This is a genomic window from Sodalis sp. (in: enterobacteria), assembly GCF_036327475.1.
Lineage (GTDB): Bacteria > Pseudomonadota > Gammaproteobacteria > Enterobacterales > Enterobacteriaceae.
In genome coordinates this window covers 119975-139795 of record NZ_CP132913.1, presented here as the reverse complement: position 1 = coordinate 139795, position 19821 = coordinate 119975, and the positions used below count along the sequence as shown (strand labels likewise).

Below are 19821 nucleotides of genomic sequence, written 5' to 3'. Positions count from 1 at the left end.
TAGCGCCTCCGAGCCCGTCGCGCGTACGTTGTCACGGTGTGGCGTCCTTGAGACAGCTTATGCTTATGCTCTACAATCGCCCCGAACCCGTTTCTGCCTCCGCTCGTAAGAGGACAATCCTGTGAAAGCGATATTTCGTAGGTCGCCTGCTCTATGCCAGAGTCGCGCCTGGCATCATAAAAATAAACGCGCTATATCGGCGGAACAACCATTAAGCCGACGCCGCCTGAGCATCCCTGAACATCCTCACAGCCCCATTGCAGGCAAATTGCGACCAATCTACTTTTTATGGAGTTATGCTATCTTTACCGAGTAAGCGTTACTCTTTATCGTCCGAGCAGCCGAGAGGGAACAGGGAAACCATGCCGGTCGTAAAACGTCAGGCTCCGGCTCCGCAACTCGCCGAACTAGGGCATCAAACCTTAAGTGTTTTACTGGCAAGCCGTCCGCTTATCGACAAAACGCTGATGGAAGCCTCGGAGAACGTTTGGGAAAACCTTATCGCCGAGATGTCCAACCGCGATATTCTCTGGGGCCTCAGCCAACCGGACGTGGATGAGCAAGCCTAGACCGCCCTCGAACCGCACCGGCGCACCAAGGTGCGCGAAATGATGCATTTCAACCGGGGAAGTGTCGATCATCATATGGATCTTGAGCTAGTGATGGCTCATTTCCGCTGACAACGGTACGGCGCTAGCGTAAAAAGCCACTGTCGTCGTCGACCGGCATAATGCCCTGATCAGTAACTGACCCTATCAGCGCTACTGCTTAATTCACTCAACCGGCGGGTGAGCAAGGGTAATGGACGCGCACTCTAACACTTTAACTCCGATGATCCGATCGACAGTAAGGCAAATGGGCTCGTTGAACAGATGGACCGGCTTGGAAGCAGCCCGGAGAAAGATATTCTTGCGCTGGTACGTAAAGTGGTGCACACCCGTTGGACTTGGTTTGACGGTGAACCTCTGCAACCGCGTTCATCGCCTCACGGGCATTGGCCTGTTCGACAGTACCATTGTCCAGTTGGTCTCGCTGGCGGCAACACCGGTAATCAGACCATTATTACCATGATCGTGCACGCTGCGGCACTACATCAGCTGGAACAAGGCAACTCCGGCTTTCTCATTCTGCGCGAACTGGGCGTGGCGATCATCAACGGTCTGGTGTGGGGCGGTATTATGGGGATCGTTACCTGGCTGCTGCATGGTGATGCCGGTCTCGGCGGCGTGATGATGCTGGCAATACTGCTTAATCCGCTGTTAGCGTCGCTGATAGGCATGTTGATATGGCTGCTAATGATCCGCATCGGCCACGATCTGGTGGTAGGCTCGAGCGTGATGATTATCGCCATTGCTGATACCGGCGGTTTTATTTTTCTCGGTCTGACGACACTGTTTCTTGCGCATTAACGCGGCCTATCTATCATCAAAGCCCTCTTCAGATCTTCACTAAAGAACGTATTATGGAAAAATAACGCTGATTACCGGCGGATCGCGCGGCATCGGCCGCGCTACTGCCTCACAGCTGGCTGTCAGACGATACGCTCTGCCTCCAGCGCACCAGCATCGGTCAAGATATCTTGATCTTCTTTGGTATCGTTAGTCACCACCGCCAACTGGTAGCGATCGCAAATTCCTTTGCATAAGGCTTCCAATAACGCGGTTTTATCCGAGCGACCGGTCCGTCGACGCGCAACGGTTGTTTGTAGTGTGCCATCTTGACTCTGTGTAATCGAATTAACATACCGTTCCTGCATCGTGCCGGCACCTTATGGATGGCGTGGACGATTAGGAACGGAATAGACGTGAATATTGTGTTTTATGGCAGGCGGAGACGATGGCCTGCAATTGAAAATGCCGCTCAAGCGCGTTATCTTCCAAGGCAGCGGCACGCTGCCAGGCCGTCCTGCGGCCAATAATGTTCATGGCCCGCTTGGAAAAATCACGTTGTGCTCCCGACTTGCCTTCATACGCTGAGAGAGAGTCGTTCAAACGGCTTTAACAAATAAAATCGCCTCTCTATTCTGCTTGTGTCGATTCGCTTTTTCGAACCAGTATAAAAACAAAGTGGATCGCCACTGTCTCTTTGACGTGGCTTTAACGCTTTCCCGCGTCTCGAACGTGGTTGTCGAAGAGGCGTTTCTCAGCAGTATTGACGACATCAAAACCGTGATCAATTGCGTATGTTAACACGCTGCCGACGATTTCCCTTACCTATAAAGGATGGCTTTGGCGTCCCGGTTTTCAACAAGCTTATTTTCAGCAAGATTATCGCATATCGCTCGCAGCCCGCGGGATTGATCTCATGCATAAGACGGTTACCAAAAACAGGCAATATGTCTCTATAAATGACTGCCTGTTTCATCGCTTTAGTACTGTCTGTCTGACGTGTGTTTTACCCCTTTCCTTTTACGATCTTTCTCCGTCACGCTTGGCGGTAGCCGACGGCACGCCTAGGCTTGCCTGCTTTTGACGGTATGCAATTTTCCCTTGCTTCAGCTACCATAATACCGTCAGGACCATAACTCCTAAGTGTCACAGTTTCTCTACGACCATTGATATAGCTAGTCAGATTGGAAAGGTACCGCTGGGCGTGACGGCAACATAGGGGCTATCACGATCTGTGACTTTGTGGAGCTTTTCTCGAGGTTTTAAAGCTTTTAAACTTGGTGTTGGTAAGCATTGCGTCAACTTTTCTATACCGTTAGATGATTCTGTCGGTGTACAATATTTCGTCCCCGCAAATACTGCCTAAAGAGTAATACCGACAATAGTACCGTCAAAAACGTTGCTTTAGCCAATAGGTAGATATAAAAGAAAATATCTCGTAAAACAAGTGGTTTAGCATATATAAAGGGATATATTGGGCCTATTCATCATTCCCACTCTATCGTTGCCGGCGGCTTGCCTGAAATGTCATAAACTACCCGGGAAATGCCGTCAATCTCATTGATGATTCGGTTGGAGACGTGCCCCAGGAATTCGTGCGGCAGATGCGCCCAATGGGCGGTCATAAAGTCGATGGTTTCCACCGCGCGCAGCGACACAACCCAGTCGTACTTGCGGCCGTCGCCCATCACGCCGACGGAGCGCACGGGCAAAAAGACCGTGAAGGCCTGACTGACTTTGTTGTACAGATCCGCCTTATGCAGCTCTTCTATGAAGATCGCGTCGGCGCGGCGAAGCAGATCACAATACTCTTTCTTCACCTCGCCCAGCACGCGCACTCCCAAACCAGGTCCAGGGAACGGATGTCGATAAAGCACATCGTAAGGCAGGCTGAGTTCCAGGCCTATTTGACGCACTTCATCCTTGAACAGCTCTTTAAGCGGTTCCACCAAGCCCATTTTCATCTCTTTCGGCAGGCCGCCGACATTATGGTGTGATTTGATGACGTGCGCTTTACCGGTGGCGGAGGCGGCCGACTCAATAACATCAGGGTAAATGGTGCCCTGCGCCAGCCATTTTACCCCGACTAGGCTCAGCGCCTGTTCGTCAAACACCTCAACAAACACCTGGCCGATGGTTTTGCGTTTAATTTCTGGATCGTCGATGCCAGCCAGCGCGGAGAGGAAGCGGTCTTCCGCCGGCACATGGATAATGTTCAGGCCGTAATGATCGCCGAACATGCCCATCACCTGACTGGCTTCATTGAGGCGCAGCAGGCCGTTATCGACGAACACGCAAGTCAATTGATCGCCGATGGCCCGATGCAGCAGCATCGCGGTCACCGAGGAGTCCACGCCGCCGGATAAGCCAAGGATAACCCGATCATCGCCGACCTGCTGGCGAATGCGCGTCACCGCATCTTCGATAATTTTGGCCGGCGTCCACAGCGGGTCGCATTGGCAAATATCGAGCACAAAGCGTTCCAGCATACGCTGTCCCTGGCGGGTATGGGTGACTTCAGGGTGGAATTGCACGCCGTAAAACCGTTTTTCTTCATTTGCCATAATGGCGAACTGGCAGGTTTCGGTGCTGGCGACGGTGACAAAATCCGCTGGAATAGCGGTAACCTTGTCTCCATGGCTCATCCAGACATCCAGCAGCGGCGCGCCGACGGTGTCGATATTGTCCTGGATGTCGCGCACCAGCAAACTGTCGGTCAACACTTCTACCCGGGCATAACCAAATTCGCGCTGGGAAGAGCCTTGCACTTTACCGCCGAGCTGCATCGCCATGGTTTGCATGCCGTAGCAGACACCCAGCACCGGCACGCCCGCCTGAAACACATAGTCCGGTGCGCGCGGGCTGTTTTGCTCGATAGTGCTTTCCGGGCCGCCGGAAAGGATAATACCGTCAGGATGGAATTCGCGTATTTTCGCTTCGGTTGCATCCCATGCCCAAAGTTCGCAATAGACGCCAAGTTCACGTACTCGGCGGGCCACCAGTTGGGTATATTGCGAGCCGAAGTCCAGAATTAGAATGCGGTGTTTATGGATATTTTCTGTCATGAATGGCGTATTTCGAGAGCGTATAGCAAAAAGGTCACTGCCAGGTCAGGAAAGTACTGAACAGAACAGCCTCTGGACGCCGAGCTGGCACGGCCCGCGCCGGTGAAATTCGTTAACCCGTGCGATAGTTCGGGGATTCTTTGGTGATGGCGACGTCATGAACGTGGCTTTCACGAATGCTGGCACTGCTGATACGGACAAATTCCGATTTGGTACGAAGGTCATCGATAGTAGCACAACCGGTTAGCCCCATGCAGGAACGCAGGCCGCCCATTTGTTGATGGACGATTTCCTTCAGACGTCCTTTATACGCCACGCGGCCTTCGATGCCTTCCGGCACCAATTTATCAACGGCGTTGTCGGTCTGGAAATACCGGTCCGACGATCCATTGGACATCGCGCCAAGCGACCCCATGCCGCGGTAGGATTTAAAAGAGCGGCCTTGGAACAGTTCCATTTCGCCGGGGGATTCTTCGGTGCCCGCCAACAGCGATCCCACCATAACGCAGGCAGCACCGGCGGCAATAGCTTTGGCGATATCGCCGGAAAAACGGACGCCGCCATCGGCAATAACTGGGATCCCGGTACCTTCCAGGGCCTCGACCGCATCAGAAATGGCCGTGATCTGCGGCACACCCACACCGGTGACGATGCGGGTGGTACAAATGGAACCGGGGCCGATGCCTACTTTCACCGCGCTGACGCCAGCCTCAACCAGTGCGAGCGCGCCAGCGCCGGTAGCAACGTTGCCGCCGATAATTTGCAGGTCGGGGTATTTGGCGCGTGTGTCGCGGATACGCTGCAGCACGCCTTCGGAATGACCATGGGAAGAGTCGATAAGCAAGACGTCAACACCGGCACCCACCAGGGAATCGATGCGCTCTTCGTTACCGGCTCCGACACCCACTGCCGCGCCGACGCGCAAGCGGCCGTGTTCATCTTTACAGGCATTGGGTTTGCGTTCGGCCTTTTGAAAATCCTTTACCGTTATCATTCCGAGCAGATGAAATCGCTCATCTACTACCAGCGCTTTTTCGACGCGCTTTTCGTGCATCTTGGCCAGCACCACTTCACGAGCCTCTCCTTCCTTAACTGTCACCAGGCGTTCTTTCGGCGTCATCACAGCGGAAACCGGCTGGCCAAGAGCGGTGACGAAGCGAAGGTCGCGATCGGTGATGATTCCGATCAGTTCATTATCTTCCGTTACAACCGGATAGCCGGCGAAACCGTTACGCACGGTGAGTTCTTTTACCTCTGAAAGCGTAGTATTGGGCGTGACGCACTGAGGATTGGTTACGACGCCGCTTTCATGGCGTTTTACGCGACCGACTTCCTCGGCCTGGTGTTCGATGGACATGTTTTTGTGAATGAAGCCGATACCACCTTCTTGCGCCAGCGCGATAGCCAGGCTTGATTCGGTTACCGTATCCATTGCCGCGGATAGCATAGGTATATTCAGGCGTATCTTCTGAGTCAATCTAGTGCCGAGATCGGCCGTGTTGGGCAGTACCGTGGAGTGAGCGGGAAGGAGCAGAACATCGTCGAATGTCAGAGCTTCTTTAGCAATACGTAACATGGCAATATCTCACCAAGGTGAATGTGAAACAGATAAAATATTGCCGCGGCATTATACAGAACGTAATCGATTGCCTCCAGCACTATTTTCAAAAAATACTTGCTTACTGTTTCGCAATGAGTAATACTGATGGATTAAGACTTTGCAATATAGTTTCCCGCCCGCATGCCTATCTCGCCCACTTCTCTGATTTTTACCGTTAGCCGTCTCAATAAAACGGTACGCAATCTGTTGGAAGGCGAAATGGGTCAGATATGGCTGACGGGAGAGATGTCCAATTTTTTTCAGCCTGTATCGGGTCATTGGTACTTCACGCTCAAAGACGACCGCGCCCAGGTGCGTTGCGTCATGTTTCGCAACACTAATCGTCGTACTACGTTTTCGCCACGCAACGGTCAACAGGTATTGGTGCGCGCAACGCTCACGCTATATGAGCCGCGCGGTGATTATCAGCTTATTGCCGAGAGTATGCAACCGACTGGCGACGGGTTACTGCAACAGCAGTTCGAGCAGCTTAAACAGCAATTAAGCGATGAAGGGCTGTTCAGTCAACAGTATAAACAGCCGCTGCCCAGCCCTGTCCGCCGTGTAGGAGTGATTACCTCAGCCCGCGGCGCGGCACTGCACGATATTTTGCAGGTGTTAAAACGCCGCGATCCGTCGCTGCCGGTGGTGGTTTACCCCATTGCGGTGCAGGGGCAGGAAGCGCCGGTGCAGATCGTGCGCGCCATCGAAACCGCAAATCGGCGCGCTGAGTGCGATGTGCTGATCGTAGGTCGTGGCGGCGGTTCGCTGGAGGATCTCGCCAGCTTCAACGATGAACGGGTGGCACGGGCGATTTTCGCCAGCCGCTTGCCGGTGGTCAGCGCGGTCGGCCATGAAACCGACGTGACCATTGCTGATTTTGTCGCTGATTTGCGCGCATCAACGCCATCGACGGCAGCCGAGCTGGTAAGTCGCAACCAGTTTGAACTGTTGCATCAATTGCGGTCTCAACGGCAGCGGCTGGAAATGGCGATGGATTATTTTCTCGCGCAGCGCCAACAACACTACGGCCGTCTTCAGCATCGCCTGCACCAGCAGCATCCTCGATTACGACTCGCCAGCCAGCAAGCCGCGCTGATGGTCCTGCGCCGTCGCCTGGACGACGGTCTCCAAAGGCAACTGCGCCAAGCGCTGCGCTGTCACGAACATTTGCGGCAACGTTTGCAGCAGCAGGCGCCCACGGCGCGCATCAACCATGCCCAGCAGCAATTGCAGGCGCTGCGTTACCAACTGAGCCAGAGCATAAGCCGCCGCGTAAGCCGGCAAAATAATGCCTTTATAGCGCTCTGCTCCCGGCTAGAAGGTATTAACCCGCTGAAAACTCTGGCGCGCGGGTTCAGCGTCACGACCGATAGCCACGGCGCGGTGGTGAAACAAACCCGCCAACTAAGCGCCGGCGATCATCTGACGACACAGTTGAGCGATGGCTGGGTGGAGAGCCAGGTTACCCAGATTACCCGGCAACCGGCAAAACGCCAGCGGCGCTCAAATGGCTGATTCAACGGCGCTCCCTAACGCCTGCCCCACCCGTCACAATGCTCAGTCCATGACAGAAGGTTGCTGTGGTACCGTGCGACCCGCATAATCGTACGCATATTACGCCACTCATAATCGTACGCATATTACGCCACTCATACAACTAGCACATGAGTGCAGAATTACCGCAACATCCCGGCCCGGCCCACAAAGCTTAGGTCGCGGCGCACCTCCCACAAACCTCCTTCCCCACGCGGGCGTAGGCCGCCTTGGCATCATTGGTCCATCCATCACGCATCACGGTCGTCTTGATCATCCCCTCCGAACGGGCGGTGGCGTTACGACACAGCTGATTGAAGCCAGCGCTGATAGCCAGCAGCAGACCGGTACCGAGGAAGATCGGGCGCACACCCAAAGGGCCGCCGACCACGCCCAACGCCAGCCAAATGCAAAAGCGCAGTGGCACCAAATTGCCATACACTTTTCGCCATGCCTAGCAGCGTCATCGCCACCGCCATACCGACTGACCCAGATGAGCATTAGCTTGCAGCCATGGCCGATCCCTGATTGCCCACCAAGCGACGCGGTCAGCGCGGTGGTGGAAAAGGCCGCCTCATAGGCCATTCCGACCACTCGCTGATAGCCACATGACCGGTGACATCGAATTGCTCAACACAAAGAGGAAAAACGGCAAACACACAAGACGACTAAATGGCAGCATTAATAATCATTAGCATCAGATCGCTTGCATCGGACCAACCCTTCGTCAAGGGCAAGACAGGGAAACATCTTCGCGCTTGGCGACGCCACGCAGGCGGAGCCGCATTCGCGACGGGCATTATTGCGGCGATAACGATAAATGGAAAAGAGGGAATCGAGTGTCATCAAGGGAAATATGTGGCGAGCAGGTTATCTCGGGTAACGGCGCCAAACCCCTGCTTGCGGTAAAATGCTGAGCGGAAATAAACTGGTTGGTGGTGCCAAGATAGATATCGCTGATGCAATGCGTGCATGCACGGGCGCGAGTCCGTTGGTCCAGCGAGCCCAGCGAACATTTTACGCAGTGCGGCCTGGACGGCGCTGATATTTTTCAAACCTACAATGCCGCCACTTCTCCCTGGCAGCAGGCACCCAAAACCCGCCATTGCCGGATTGGTGAAATCCCCGGATATCTTGGAGATCGGGTTGGTCGACGGCATTGATAGCGACACCGAATTCTTGTTGCTGGATAGGCAAATGATGGCCGCCACTGCCTGTTTGTCCTGCTCCTGATGCAATCTGATCCCAATTACCCGTCATTTCCTGGCATCTCCAGGTCCGTCAATTGACGTTGCTCGCCCCTCAGCAGCGCCGCCGTGAAAGCGCACCCGGGCAACCTGATTACCCCTGTAGTAATAGAATCATAATCAGCAGCCGGGTAATGAAAACAACTCAATGATGGATTTACCCAAGCATAACATTATGAGATGCAAAATGTATTTTTATAGTATTTAGACCTTTACTTTATTTTTACATTCATTACTGTTAGTCTCAGTTGCAATAATTTTTACCTAATCGGTGATAGCTAATAGAATAGAAGAGTATTGGCAGACCTCCATGAGCATCAATCCAAACGAAAATGGCTCGGGCGCCGGTTTCATTTTTTTAAAAGAGATACCGCGAATGAAAGAGCATTTTATTGCAGCCCTTGGTATGACCCTCTCTGCGTTAGCCAAACAGCAGCAGGTTGCGGATAAACCACCAGCGGTACTGGTGGCGGTGGAGTCATAAGCGCTATGCTGGGAACCTATCTGAAAGCGCTTGAGCCGGGCTGGACGATTCATATGTATGAACGCCTGGAAAAACGGCGGAAAAAGCTCCAACGGTTGGAACAATGCCAGCACTGGCCATGCCGCTTTTGCGAGCTGAACTACACGACCCTCACCCCAGCGGGTACGATGGATATCACTAAAGCGGTCGCGGTAAACGAATTTTTTGAAATCTCACGCCAGTTATGGGCATATCTGATTAAACAACAGATCCTCACCAATCCGCATACCTTTATCAAGGATGTGCCGCACATGAGCTTCGTCTGGGGCGAGGATAATATCTGCTTTTGCGTCAGCGCTTCAATGCGCTACAAACCAGTACGCTGTTTCGCGGTATGGGCTACTCTGAAAATCCCCAGCAAATCCGCGTGTGAGCACCGCTGGTTATGGACGGGCGCGATACCTTCCAAAAAGTGGCCGCCACCTGCATGGACATGGGCACCGACGTGAACTTCGGGGAAATAATTCAGCAACTGCTCGCCAATGATGGTGGCAGTCAACGATGCGCGCGCCATGTTTTCATCGGCGGTGGTGGCGCATCGTTGACACTGTTGCAAAAATCCGGTATTTCCGAGGTGAACGGCTATGCCGGCTTTCCAGTGGACGGGCAATTTCTGGTGGCGACCAACCCTGCGGTCGTTGGCAATCATCACGCCAAAGTGTACGGGAAGGCCTCGGTCGGTGCGCCACCGATGTCGGTGCCGCACACGATACTCGTATCCTGGACGGCAAGCGCTGCTGTTCGGCCCCTTTTCCATTTTTAGCAACAAATTCCTCAAGCAGGGCTCCTGGTGGGATCTGCTTCATTCACTTACGCGACAAAATCTGTTGCCCATGCTGTGCGTCGGTTTGGATAACTTCGCGCTGATGAGGTATCTCACCAGCCAGCTGTTAATGTCGAATAAAGATCGCATCAACGCCCTGCGCGAATATTATACGTAGGCTAATACGGCGGATTGGTCGCTGATTGAGGCCGGCCAACGGGCGTAGGTCATTAAAAAAGACGCCGGCAAAGGTGGTATTACAGTTCGGCACCGAAGTGGTCAGCTCGGCCAACGGCTCGCTGGCGGCGTTGGTTGGCGCCTCGCCAGGCGATTCAATTGCCGCGCCCATCATGCTAGAGTTGTTGGCGCCCATGTTTAAAGAACGGGCTGCCAGCGATACCTGGCAGCGTAAACTTAAAGAGATGGTGCCATCCTACGGCCAGATGATCAACGACAACCTCGCGATAACCAACGAGGTCCGCCACTATACCTCCGAGGTGTTAGAACTGGCCTTTATCGAAGCCAAGCTGCTGCCCGGCGAGCCAGCGGACGGTAAACAACAAGGGCTACAGAAAGCGATTTAAGGCGATGAATCGCGCGCTGTCGCGCTGCTGTCAACGCTCGGTGCCGACTAGGCGCAGGTCATGATGATTGCCGCGCCCATCAACCCCCAGATGTGATCCCTATTACCGGCGCCTATTCGCACCGGATCCAGCTGCTGTAGGTCGCGGGCTATGAGGGGCTTCAGCCAGGTGGTCGCAACATCAGCTCCTCGCCCCTTGCCTTCTTATCGCCGAGTAGAGCCAGACGTTGGCGCAGCGCCGGCGGATGAGCGAAGCAGCTATGCCGAGCGGGCATAGCTGCAAGTGCCGATCACGGCGCCGCAGCTGTGGAGCGATCATGGCCTATGCGTGGTCGTAGCGCTTTGTGACAGTGAAGACCAACTGGTTGAGGCGGAAGTCTATTACATAAGGTTCCGTTAGGTTATCGCGCGCGACGGACTGTTGCAACTGAACGGCAAACCGCTGCCGATACGCGGCGTCAATCGCCATGAAAACCACCCGGCCAATAGCCAGACCATGGATGAGTAGATCATGGTGCAAGGCATCTTATTAATAGAAGTAGAATAATTCTAATGTCGTGTGCTGCCCACATATCCAGACACTCCTTTGGTATCGTTTGTGCGATCGTTACGGCCTGCATGTGGTGTACGGAAGCCAACACTGAGACGCACGGCATGGAGTTCATAGGCCGGCTGGCGGACAATCCGCTATGGTCCCACGCTTTTAGGCGAGTGAGTCAGCCGGATGGTGCAGTGTAACCACTATCACGCTAGCATTATCATCTGGTCGTTGGATAATGAATCGGGTCAGGATCGATCCGTTGCAGCCGGTACAAGAGGATTGGCCGGAAATGGATCGTGATGCCCAGTGAGCAACGTCTGCTGATACGATACCCACAACAATATGAATATGAATCTGTCCGGCATCAAAGTGCGGCAAGAAAGGTCGCCGACGGGGAAAGATATGGCAGTCAATGAAGCCTATGATCTCGGTATCACCTACGTTTTTTACTAGCGCGTCTTTCAACGTAATTCTTGGATGCGCCGGTTACCGCTAGTCGCCACCGCCACTACGGTGGCGCATGAGTGAGTTGACCCATGGCGTAACGGAACATGAAACCGGCCTGATCTATGATGTATCCGGTTCGCTGATGAAACGGTATCCCATCAGGTGGACTGGCTCACCGGCACGGGCCTGCTGGGGGCCATGCTCGATGTCGGCTCCCGGCACCGCCTATAACGACTCGCTGGATTTGTCCATACGCGGGAAGATAATGGCGGTGTCCACCTCAATTCCGGTGTCCCTAATCGCGTATTCTATCTGGCGTCTATCGCCTTTGGCGGCAATGTCTAGGGAAAAGCGGCGCCATTTGGTATGCTTCGCTGACAGATAAACAGCTGCTTCAAAACGCCAGTTTTGCTGATTTCCCTCAATTGGCAATGAGCCACAGCCCAGAGCAATTCGATGCTCCCAATGAGGCCAGCTTTGCGGAAGAGGCCGCAACCTCCAGGAAGAACAGCATACCGGTTTGGATGACTGTAGCGTGATTGCGATGTCGCATGAGGGCCACCTTGCGTATATTCCCACGCTGCTGAGTCCGTAGCGCTTCGCGCTGGCGGGCGACCAGCATTATTTTCGTATTCAGCTGTTTTATCACGATGCTGGAAAAGCCAGCATCACTGCCCTGGAATTACTGGCGCCGGAACAAAGCGCACCGCCTAACTCCAGGCGTTATGATGCCGGCGACAGCTGGACAACGACGGTTTATCGACAGCGGGTGACAAGCCACAGCGTCACTCGCCTTTTGGTGATCAGACCGTCGCCATGAGGGCAAAACAATCCACCGTGCCGCAGGCTTTGGTATCTCCAGCGGCTGCCGGCAACCGTGGCAACACGCCCGTTACGGCATCCCGCCCGCAGGCTGGACAGTGCAGCCCAGCGCTACCAGTGCGTGCTGGCAGACCTCACATGCGTATGCGCCTATTTGACCGTTTACGTTTACGCAGTTGCGCTGGTGTCAGGGTATTACGCCGGCCGGCAAAGGGGTTGGCGGCCTCGTTGAACTGAATGCGGATGGGTGTGCCCATTATCTCCAGAGAGCGGCGGAAATAGTTCATCAAATAACGTTTATAGCTGTCTGGCAGATCTTTAACCTGCGTACCGTGAATCACCACGATTGGCGGATTATAACCGCCGGCATGAGCATACTTAGGTTTTACGCGCCGTCCGCGCAGTAGCGGCGGCCGATGTTCATCTACCGCCATACGCATGATGCGCGTCAGTAATGCCGTACTCACCCTCTTAGTGGCGCATTGGTAAGCTTCATTTACCGACTCAAACAGATTGTCGATACCCATGCTGTGCAGGGCCGAAATGAAATGAACTCGGGCGAAATCGATAAAGCCCAGGCGGTGATCCAGTGCTTGTTTTAGGTTGTCGCGCGTTTCGCTGGACAGGCCATCCCATTTATTGATCGCGATTACCAGCGACCGCCCGCTGTTGAGAATAAAGCCCAACAGCGATAAATCCTGATAGGAGACACCTGCGTGCGCGTCAAGGACCAGCAACACAACATTGGCATTTTCGATAGCCCGCAGGGTTTTGATGACGGAAAATTTTTCCACCATTTCCGTGACCTTACCGCGCTTACGCACACCGGCAGTGTCAATCAAGACATATTTCCGCTCGTCACGCACCATCGGAATATAAATGCTGTCGCGGGTGGTACCGGGCATACCATACGCTACTAAGCGCTCTTCGCCGAGAATGCAGTTGGTCAGAGTGGATTTACCGACATTGGGGCGGCCGACGATCGCCAGCTTTATCGGCAGCGACTGCGGGTCAAAGGGTTCTTCCTCTTCTTCCTGTGCCAGCGCCTCGGCTTCATCGTCCGGCCAGAGGTCAAACTCGTCTTTGTCATCCGCATCGTCCAGCGGCAGCAGAACTTGCTCCAGCAGGTTGTTGATACCGCGTCCGTGCGAAGCGGAGATGGGCACGATGTTGCCCATGCCTAAGGCATAAAAATCTCCTACGGCGCTGTCGGCATCGATGCCGTCGGTTTTATTGGCGACGATGACCGTGGTTTTCTGGCGGCTACGTAGATGTTTAGCGATACTTTGGTCGGCAGCCATCAGCCCAGCGCGTCCGTCTACCATCAACAGCACGATATCGGCCTCTTCAATCGCTACAAGCGATTGCCCTGCCATCCGGGTCTCGACCCCTCCTTCCATGCCATCAATACCGCCGGTGTCGATAACGATAAATTCATGGCCTTCCCATTCAGCACGACCATATTTACGGTCACGCGTCAGTCCCGGAAAATCCGCCACCAGCGCATCACGGGTGCGCGTCAGTCGGTTGAATAGAGTGGATTTTCCTACATTCGGACGCCCAACCAGGGCGACGACAGGTACCATTATTTACAGCCTCATCAGGTAAAACGGGTAATACAGCAACAGAACTGATTGTATAAGACAAACGGCTCCGAATATCTCAGGAGCCGTTTCTGAAAGCGTCTATCCGGCCATTAGCGCCGGATAATAGCACACCTTAGCGGGTAATGGCGTAAATTGCGCCATTTTTCGCTTGCACGATAAGTTTATCGCCGGCAACGATGGGAGCTGCCAGCAGGCCGGCGCTGTCCACTTTTTGCTGCGCGACAAACCGGCCGTCATCGGCACTGATCCAATGGAGGTAGCCTTCCGAGTCGCCGGTAACGATATAGCCGTTATACAGCGCTGGGGAGGTCAAATTACGGTGCAGTAGGTCGCTCTGACGCCAAAGGGTCATTCCACCCTGGGTATCCACAGCAATTACTCGATCGTTCTGGTCCACCAAATAAATTCGTCCGCCGTCCACCAGCAGATTGGTGACGGAGCCGATTTTCCGCGACCACATTACCTGGCCGGAGCGTAGATCCAGCGCCGCGAGATTGCCGTTATAGGCCAGAGCGTAAACGACGCCATTGACAACGACTGGGGTCGTTTGCACATCGTTGATGCGGGCGATGTCCGTGGCGCCACTCGGCTGCGAGATGCGCTGCTGCCAAATCAGCTGGCCATGATTGATCGTCACCGCACTGACGCAGCCGTTATCGCCGCCCACGATCGCGGCGCCAAGCACCGTGGTCGGCGCGGATTCACCGCGCAGCGTCAGCAACGGCGTATCGAGGTTAACGGTCCATTTCACCACGCCGTCGGTCTCATTAAGCGCCTGCAACATGCCGTTGCTGGTATGCACCAGCACCACGCCATCGCTCACTACCGGGGTGGATAGCGCTTCGCCAGCAACCGTCGTCTCCCAGGCGAGACTGCCATCCTGTGTGTCAAGGGAGTAGACTTTAGCCAGCTCGCTGCCCACGTAAACCCGATCCCCCACCGCTGTTACGCCACCGGAGAGCTTCGCCGGACGGTTACGCGAAAAGAAGTCGGTGCGAATGGAAAGATCCGTTGACCAGATTTCTTTACCGCTGTCCGCATCCAGCGCTTTCAGTACGCCTCGACGATCGGCCGCGAACACGCGGGTATCCTGCCAGGCCGGGTGCAAATTAGAATAGAAATCGCCGGAGCCACCGCCGACCGAGCGGATCCATACTGTCGTCGGTTGAAACTGATTATCTACTTTAGGCAGCGGCGACATGGTCACCAGGTCCTCTTCGTCGCTAAACCACGCGCACCCGCTGAGCAGGATGACCGATAACAGTCCTATAAACATCGTCTTACGTAATTGCATGGGGTCCATCTCAGCTGGCTCACTCAGCTGGCTCAGCTGGACAAATTATTCAGTTTCATGCGTACCAGTGCCTGTAGTGCGCCGGACTGCAGCGCTTTTTCGTAAGCGGCGCGCGCGGCATGATGATCGCCTTTAACCACCTGCGCATCGCCGCGGGCATCCTCCACCAGCGCCGTCCAGCCCTTCCCCTTCACGTCGTCGAGGGTTTCCAATGCATCATCTACATTGCTCTGCTGTAGCTGCACGCGCGCCAAACGCAAATTAATAATCGATTGCAGATTGGCCTCGCGGGTTTGGCCGAGCGCCTTTTGTAGGTGCGTTTGGGCGACGGCGAAATCGCCTCGCTCCGCGTACTGCCGCGCCAGCCACAGGGAGGTCAGCGCGCCATAATTATTGTCGTTAGAGTCGGCAAAATGCTGGGCGGCGTCCAACTGCGCCTGTCCTGCCTGACCGGCAAGACCAATGTTCACCAGCTGCCAGGAGCTGGATACCGCCGTCATGGCATCGTCATAATGATTATACCAGTAACGCCAGCCCACCAGAGAGCCAACGCCTAACACGACGCTTATCACCAGCACTTTGCTATTATCGACAAAGAAATGACGCAGCACTTCACGTTGTTCATCATCAGTGCTGTAGACTTCCACGGTGTTCTTCTCCTTAACCTAAAATCAATGCCAATCGCGAGGCGACGTCGCTCTGCGCCAGCGTTTCCTGATTGCCCGTGGCTAAATCCTTCACCACCACCTGCTGCGCCACCGCTTCGCTTTCTCCCAACACCAGCGCGACGCGCGCACCGTGCTTATCAGCGCGACCGAACTGCTTTTTAAAGCTGCCGCCGCCGTAATTGGTCATCAGTCGCAGGTTAGGCAGCGCATCACGCAGCTGCTCTGCCAGCTGCAGCGCCTCGCGCTGCATGCCGTCCCCCGCCGCCAGATAGGCGTCGACACGTGGCTCAGCGACAAAATTCGGATTAATCGCCTGCACCAGCAGCGCCAGCCGCTCCAGCCCCATGGCGAAGCCGACTGCGGGGGTGGGGCGACCACCTAACTGTTCCACCAGATTATCATAACGACCGCCGCCGCAAACGGTACCCTGCGAACCCAAGTAGGTGGTCACCCACTCGAAAACCGTCCGGTTATAGTAATCCAGACCGCGCACCAAACGTGGATTAATCGTATATGGGATGCCGGCCAGATCTAAAAGTTCACACAGACCGGAAAAGTGGCTCTGGGAATCGTCGTCGAGATAATCTATAATGACCGGCATATCGTTGAGCAGTGCCTGGATATCAGGGTTTTTGGTGTCCAACACTCGCATCGGATTGGTGTGCATACGGCGGCGGCAATCCTCATCCAGACGATCTTCATGCTGCACGAGAAACGCCACCAGCGCCTCGCGATATCGGACGCGCGCCTCCAGCGACCCGATGGAGTTCAGCTCCAGCGCTACATGCCCGCTGATGCCCAGCGCTCGCCACCAGCGAGCGGAAAGCAGAATCAGCTCGACGTCAACATCCGGCCCCCGCTGACCAAACACTTCGGCGCCCATTTGGTGAAACTGCCGGTAGCGCCCTTTTTGCGGACGCTCATAGCGGAACATGGGGCCGACATACCACAACCTCTGTTCCTGGTTATACAGTAACCCGTGCTCGATCCCGGCGCGCACGCAGCCGGCGGTCCCTTCCGGACGTAGGGTCAGACTGTTGCCGCTGCGATCGGCGAAGCTGTACATCTCTTTTTCCACCACATCCGTGACTTCACCGATGGCCCGCTGGAACAGGGGGGTTTGCTCAATGATCGGTAGGCGGATTTCATTGTAGCCATAGCGGGCCAGCACGCTCTTAAGCGCTCCTTCAACATGCTGCCAGAATACCGTCTCTTCTGGTAAATAATCGTTCATGCCGCGAATGGCCCGGATGTTCTTTGCCATACCGTACCCGTGTTATTTTTCCATCAGATTGACCGCGATGCGATTATTCTCGTCCAACATTGCCGCTTTCGCACGAATGCGGGCCTCTAATTGGTCGATCATCAGTTCGTTATCGAAACGCTCGCGCTGGCGAATGCCGTCTTCGTAAAAGCCACTTTTATTATGGCCGCCGATCACCCCAAGCGTGGAAACCAGTGCTTCGCCGGGACCGTTCACCACACAGCCGATGATAGAGACATCCATCGGCGTAACGATGTCTTCCAGTCGCTGTTCCAGGGCGTTGACGGTGCCGATAACGTCAAACTCTTGGCGCGAACAGGTTGGGCAGGCAATGAAATTGATACCGCGCTCGCGAATCCGCAGCGATTTCAAAATGTCGAAACCAACCTTCACCTCCTCCACTGGATCCGCCGCCATCGAAATGCGTAGCGTGTCGCCGATGCCTTCGCTGAGAAGCAACCCCAGACCAATAGCCGATTTCACCGCCCCACTGCGGACGCCGCCGGCCTCGGTGATACCCAGATGCAGCGGCTGATCGATGCGCGACGCCAGTAGGCGGTAGGATTGCACCGCCAGAAACACATCTGAGGCCTTCACGCTGACCTTGAACGCGTCGAAATTGAGTCTGTCGAGTATATCCACATGACGCATAGCGGACTCCAGCAACGCCTCCGGAGTAGGCTCGCCATATTTTTCCTGCAAATCGCGCTCAAGAGAACCGGCGTTGACGCCGATGCGGATCGGAATATTATTATCGCGCGCGCAATCCACCACTGAACGGATGCGCTCTTCGTTACCAATGTTGCCGGGATTGATACGCAGGCAGTCGACACCGTATTCGGCAACTTTCAACGCGATGCGATAGTCAAAATGGATGTCCGCCACCAGCGGTACAGCGACCTGCTGCTTGATAAATTTGAATGCTTCGGCGGCGTCTATGGTGGGCACCGACACGCGCACAATATCAACACCGACGTGCCCCAGCGCCTGTATTTGCTTCACCGTCGCCGCGACATCGGTAGTGCGTGTGTTGGTCATTGATTGTACCGTGATGGGGGAGTCGCCACCTACCGGCACCTTGCCGACGTAAATACGTTTCGATTTTCGACGGATTATGGGTGTGGAATTATGCATTGATCTTTCTCCAACCTTGCCGACTGACTTTTACTCCTTACTTACTGGTCGGCTACAGTCAGTCGCGTAACCTGCTTTGATCGGACGAACCGACTCAAATTCACCGGCCTGCCTTGATATTGGACCTGCACCGCGGCCGGGGCGCCGATTTTCAATTTGTACGGCGTCTGGCCGGTAAGATTCAGTGTGGCGCCGCTGTGCTGAATACCGCTGAACAGTTCCTTACCGCCGGCGTCAAACACCTCGAGCCAGCAATCGCCAGTGAAATTCATTGTCAGCACTTTGTCGTTTGCTTTTGCGGCGACGCTCTGCGGTGCGGAGGAACTGACCACCGCCAGCGCCGGCGATGCATCGCCGGCGCTGGCGGTGTCTGGGATGGACGGCGTTGCGCTCGGCGCTCCGGCATCGGCCGACTGTTCCGCCGGCGGCTGGCCGACGTCGTCAGCGCTGTCGCCAAAGGAGAGCGCGATTGTATCATCGCCCTTGGAAAGCTGGGCGGAGGATTGATCGGCCATGTTGGTGATATCTTGCTGCTGAGCCTGATGGTTCTGCCACCACCAAGCGCCCGTCAGACCAATTATTACAAATAGGATAAACCAGGTGAACCCCATTAGCCAGCCGTCGCGCTTCTTGAGGGTTTTACCCAGCGAGAAGCTCTGCATCGGCGCGACCTTAGTAGAAGCTTTTATCGGCGTCTGCTTAGCCATCATCGGTATCAGTTCTTCTTCAGAAACATGCACTAAGCGTGCATAAGAGCGGATATAACCGCGCAAGAACGTCGAGGCAAGGTTAGGATTGGCGTGATCATCTTCGATATCACGCACGGTGGACACCTTCAGGCACAGCCGCTCGGCCACCGCCTGCTGGCTTAATCCCATATTTTCGCGGGCTTGACGCAGACGCCCACCCGTGGTGGTTGGTGCTTGATGTTGGAGAGCTTCAGTATTCATTAGCTAAGAATTCTGGTACTGTTTGAATTGTGGAAAGCTTCGCGTACGCTATATCGGTTAACGCAGCGAAACAAATCTGTAACTATAAACTTTCAGCGCCGCCCGGAGCGCATGTTGGCAAACATCCAAAGCCGCTGCGCCAGTTAGGCCGATCGGCCGTTAATTGCCGGTTCGCCTCAGACGCCATCGCCACGCCATTTTCGGGATCATACTTCAACGCACGCATTAGTAAACTACATGTCTGCGCATCTAGCCTTAAAAACACTGACTAGCGCTCTTCAGATTATCGGTAATCTCACTATAATCCGCTGATTGCACGGTGGCGGCAAACTGCTATTTCACCTGTATAATACTGCCTTAACGCATAGTAATGATTCAGAACTTCACTA

At 54.7% G+C, this 19821-nt stretch carries 18 protein-coding genes and 4 pseudogenes; 9 read left to right on the top strand and 13 right to left on the bottom strand.

Translation table 11 applies throughout. From position 1 onward, the window contains the following. Positions 1 to 362 precede the first annotated feature (362 nt). A complete protein-coding gene (locus tag GPOALKHO_RS00765; protein ID WP_406702533.1) occupies positions 363 to 569 on the top strand; it encodes a hypothetical protein in 207 nt (68 codons plus the stop codon). 315 nt (positions 570 to 884) lie between these two features. Next, a pseudogene (locus tag GPOALKHO_RS00760) lies at positions 885 to 1409 on the top strand (magnesium transporter); the annotation flags it as partial. 125 nt (positions 1410 to 1534) lie between these two features. Here the strand turns inward: GPOALKHO_RS00760 and GPOALKHO_RS00755 are convergent. From GPOALKHO_RS00755 to guaB, 4 genes and pseudogenes are all read right to left on the bottom strand, one after another. Further along, a pseudogene (locus GPOALKHO_RS00755) lies at positions 1535 to 1716 on the bottom strand (GTP-binding protein); the annotation flags it as partial. A 71-nt stretch (positions 1717 to 1787) separates the two neighbouring features. Then, positions 1788 to 1925 (bottom strand): hypothetical protein, encoded by a 138-nt coding sequence (locus GPOALKHO_RS00750; RefSeq protein WP_406702531.1) that lies wholly within the window; start codon positions 1923 to 1925, stop codon positions 1788 to 1790. 950 nt (positions 1926 to 2875) lie between these two features. Beyond that, positions 2876 to 4453, bottom strand: coding sequence for a glutamine-hydrolyzing GMP synthase (gene guaA / locus GPOALKHO_RS00745; RefSeq protein ID WP_406702530.1), 1578 nt, complete (start codon positions 4451 to 4453; stop codon positions 2876 to 2878). A gap of 112 nt (positions 4454 to 4565) precedes the next feature. Next, positions 4566 to 6029: an IMP dehydrogenase gene (gene guaB / locus GPOALKHO_RS00740; protein WP_406702529.1), complete on the bottom strand. Its 1464-nt coding sequence runs from the start codon at positions 6027 to 6029 to the stop codon at positions 4566 to 4568. A gap of 165 nt (positions 6030 to 6194) precedes the next feature. On the opposite strand from guaB, the gene xseA reads away from it, so the two are divergent. Continuing rightward, positions 6195 to 7571, top strand: a complete 1377-nt coding sequence (gene xseA, locus GPOALKHO_RS00735; RefSeq protein ID WP_406702527.1) for an exodeoxyribonuclease VII large subunit — start codon at positions 6195 to 6197, stop codon at positions 7569 to 7571. A 193-nt stretch (positions 7572 to 7764) separates the two neighbouring features. Here xseA and GPOALKHO_RS00730 read toward each other — a convergent pair whose 3' ends face one another. Together GPOALKHO_RS00730 and GPOALKHO_RS00725 are read right to left on the bottom strand one after the other, a co-directional pair. Further along, on the bottom strand, positions 7765 to 8019 hold the full coding sequence (locus GPOALKHO_RS00730; RefSeq protein WP_406702526.1) for a hypothetical protein: 255 nt from the start codon (positions 8017 to 8019) through the stop codon (positions 7765 to 7767). Positions 8020 to 8434: 415 nt separating this feature from the next. After that, complete coding sequence (locus tag GPOALKHO_RS00725; protein WP_406702524.1) at positions 8435 to 8827, bottom strand: hypothetical protein; 393 nt, start codon at positions 8825 to 8827, stop codon at positions 8435 to 8437. A 498-nt stretch (positions 8828 to 9325) separates the two neighbouring features. On the opposite strand from GPOALKHO_RS00725, the gene GPOALKHO_RS00720 reads away from it, so the two are divergent. The 3 genes and pseudogenes from GPOALKHO_RS00720 to GPOALKHO_RS00710 all read left to right on the top strand — a co-directional run bounded on the left by GPOALKHO_RS00720 (position 9326) and on the right by GPOALKHO_RS00710 (position 10706). Next, positions 9326 to 9808 (top strand): malate:quinone oxidoreductase, encoded by a 483-nt coding sequence (locus tag GPOALKHO_RS00720; RefSeq protein ID WP_406702522.1) that lies wholly within the window; start codon positions 9326 to 9328, stop codon positions 9806 to 9808. Then, positions 9745 to 10300 (top strand): annotated as a pseudogene (locus GPOALKHO_RS00715) (malate:quinone oxidoreductase). Before GPOALKHO_RS00720 ends, GPOALKHO_RS00715 begins: the two are co-directional and overlap by 64 nt. Positions 10301 to 10373: 73 nt before the next feature. Beyond that, entirely contained in the window at positions 10374 to 10706 is a 333-nt protein-coding gene (locus GPOALKHO_RS00710) for a malate:quinone oxidoreductase (protein WP_406702520.1), read from the top strand. A gap of 321 nt (positions 10707 to 11027) precedes the next feature. Here the strand turns inward: GPOALKHO_RS00710 and GPOALKHO_RS00705 are convergent, their stop codons facing one another. Further along, positions 11028 to 11174: a hypothetical protein gene (locus GPOALKHO_RS00705; RefSeq protein ID WP_406702518.1), complete on the bottom strand. Its 147-nt coding sequence runs from the start codon at positions 11172 to 11174 to the stop codon at positions 11028 to 11030. Between GPOALKHO_RS00705 and GPOALKHO_RS00700 the strand changes: the two genes are divergently transcribed. From GPOALKHO_RS00700 to GPOALKHO_RS00690, 3 genes and pseudogenes are all read left to right on the top strand, one after another. Next, complete coding sequence (locus GPOALKHO_RS00700; RefSeq protein WP_406703301.1) at positions 11148 to 11213, top strand: hypothetical protein; 66 nt, start codon at positions 11148 to 11150, stop codon at positions 11211 to 11213. The two genes, GPOALKHO_RS00705 and GPOALKHO_RS00700, sit on opposite strands and share 27 nt — an antisense overlap. 216 nt (positions 11214 to 11429) lie before the next feature. After that, complete coding sequence (locus GPOALKHO_RS00695) at positions 11430 to 11546, top strand: glycoside hydrolase family 2 TIM barrel-domain containing protein (protein ID WP_406702516.1); 117 nt, start codon at positions 11430 to 11432, stop codon at positions 11544 to 11546. Positions 11547 to 11975: 429 nt separating this feature from the next. After that, positions 11976 to 12038: pseudogene (locus GPOALKHO_RS00690) on the top strand (hypothetical protein); the annotation flags it as partial. Between the two features lie 611 nt (positions 12039 to 12649). Here the strand turns inward: GPOALKHO_RS00690 and der are convergent. From der to rodZ, 6 genes are all read right to left on the bottom strand, one after another. Then, positions 12650 to 14101, bottom strand: coding sequence for a ribosome biogenesis GTPase Der (der, locus tag GPOALKHO_RS00685; RefSeq protein WP_406702514.1), 1452 nt, complete (start codon positions 14099 to 14101; stop codon positions 12650 to 12652). A 133-nt stretch (positions 14102 to 14234) separates the two neighbouring features. Beyond that, the gene (bamB, locus tag GPOALKHO_RS00680) at positions 14235 to 15416 is read right to left on the bottom strand and encodes an outer membrane protein assembly factor BamB (RefSeq protein ID WP_406702513.1); all 1182 of its coding nucleotides are present in this window, start codon (positions 15414 to 15416) and stop codon (positions 14235 to 14237) included. Positions 15417 to 15448: 32 nt separating this feature from the next. Beyond that, positions 15449 to 16063 carry a YfgM family protein gene (locus GPOALKHO_RS00675; RefSeq protein WP_406702511.1) on the bottom strand — a complete coding sequence of 205 codons (615 nt, stop codon included), beginning with the start codon at positions 16061 to 16063 and terminating at the stop codon, positions 15449 to 15451. 13 nt (positions 16064 to 16076) lie between these two features. Continuing rightward, positions 16077 to 17348: a histidine--tRNA ligase gene (gene hisS / locus GPOALKHO_RS00670; RefSeq protein WP_406702509.1), complete on the bottom strand. Its 1272-nt coding sequence runs from the start codon at positions 17346 to 17348 to the stop codon at positions 16077 to 16079. Between the two features lie 12 nt (positions 17349 to 17360). Then, the gene (gene ispG, locus GPOALKHO_RS00665) at positions 17361 to 18482 is read right to left on the bottom strand and encodes a flavodoxin-dependent (E)-4-hydroxy-3-methylbut-2-enyl-diphosphate synthase (protein WP_406702507.1); all 1122 of its coding nucleotides are present in this window, start codon (positions 18480 to 18482) and stop codon (positions 17361 to 17363) included. A gap of 41 nt (positions 18483 to 18523) precedes the next feature. Continuing rightward, positions 18524 to 19432 (bottom strand): cytoskeleton protein RodZ, encoded by a 909-nt coding sequence (gene rodZ / locus GPOALKHO_RS00660; protein WP_406702505.1) that lies wholly within the window; start codon positions 19430 to 19432, stop codon positions 18524 to 18526. Between the last annotated feature and the right edge of the window lie 389 nt (positions 19433 to 19821).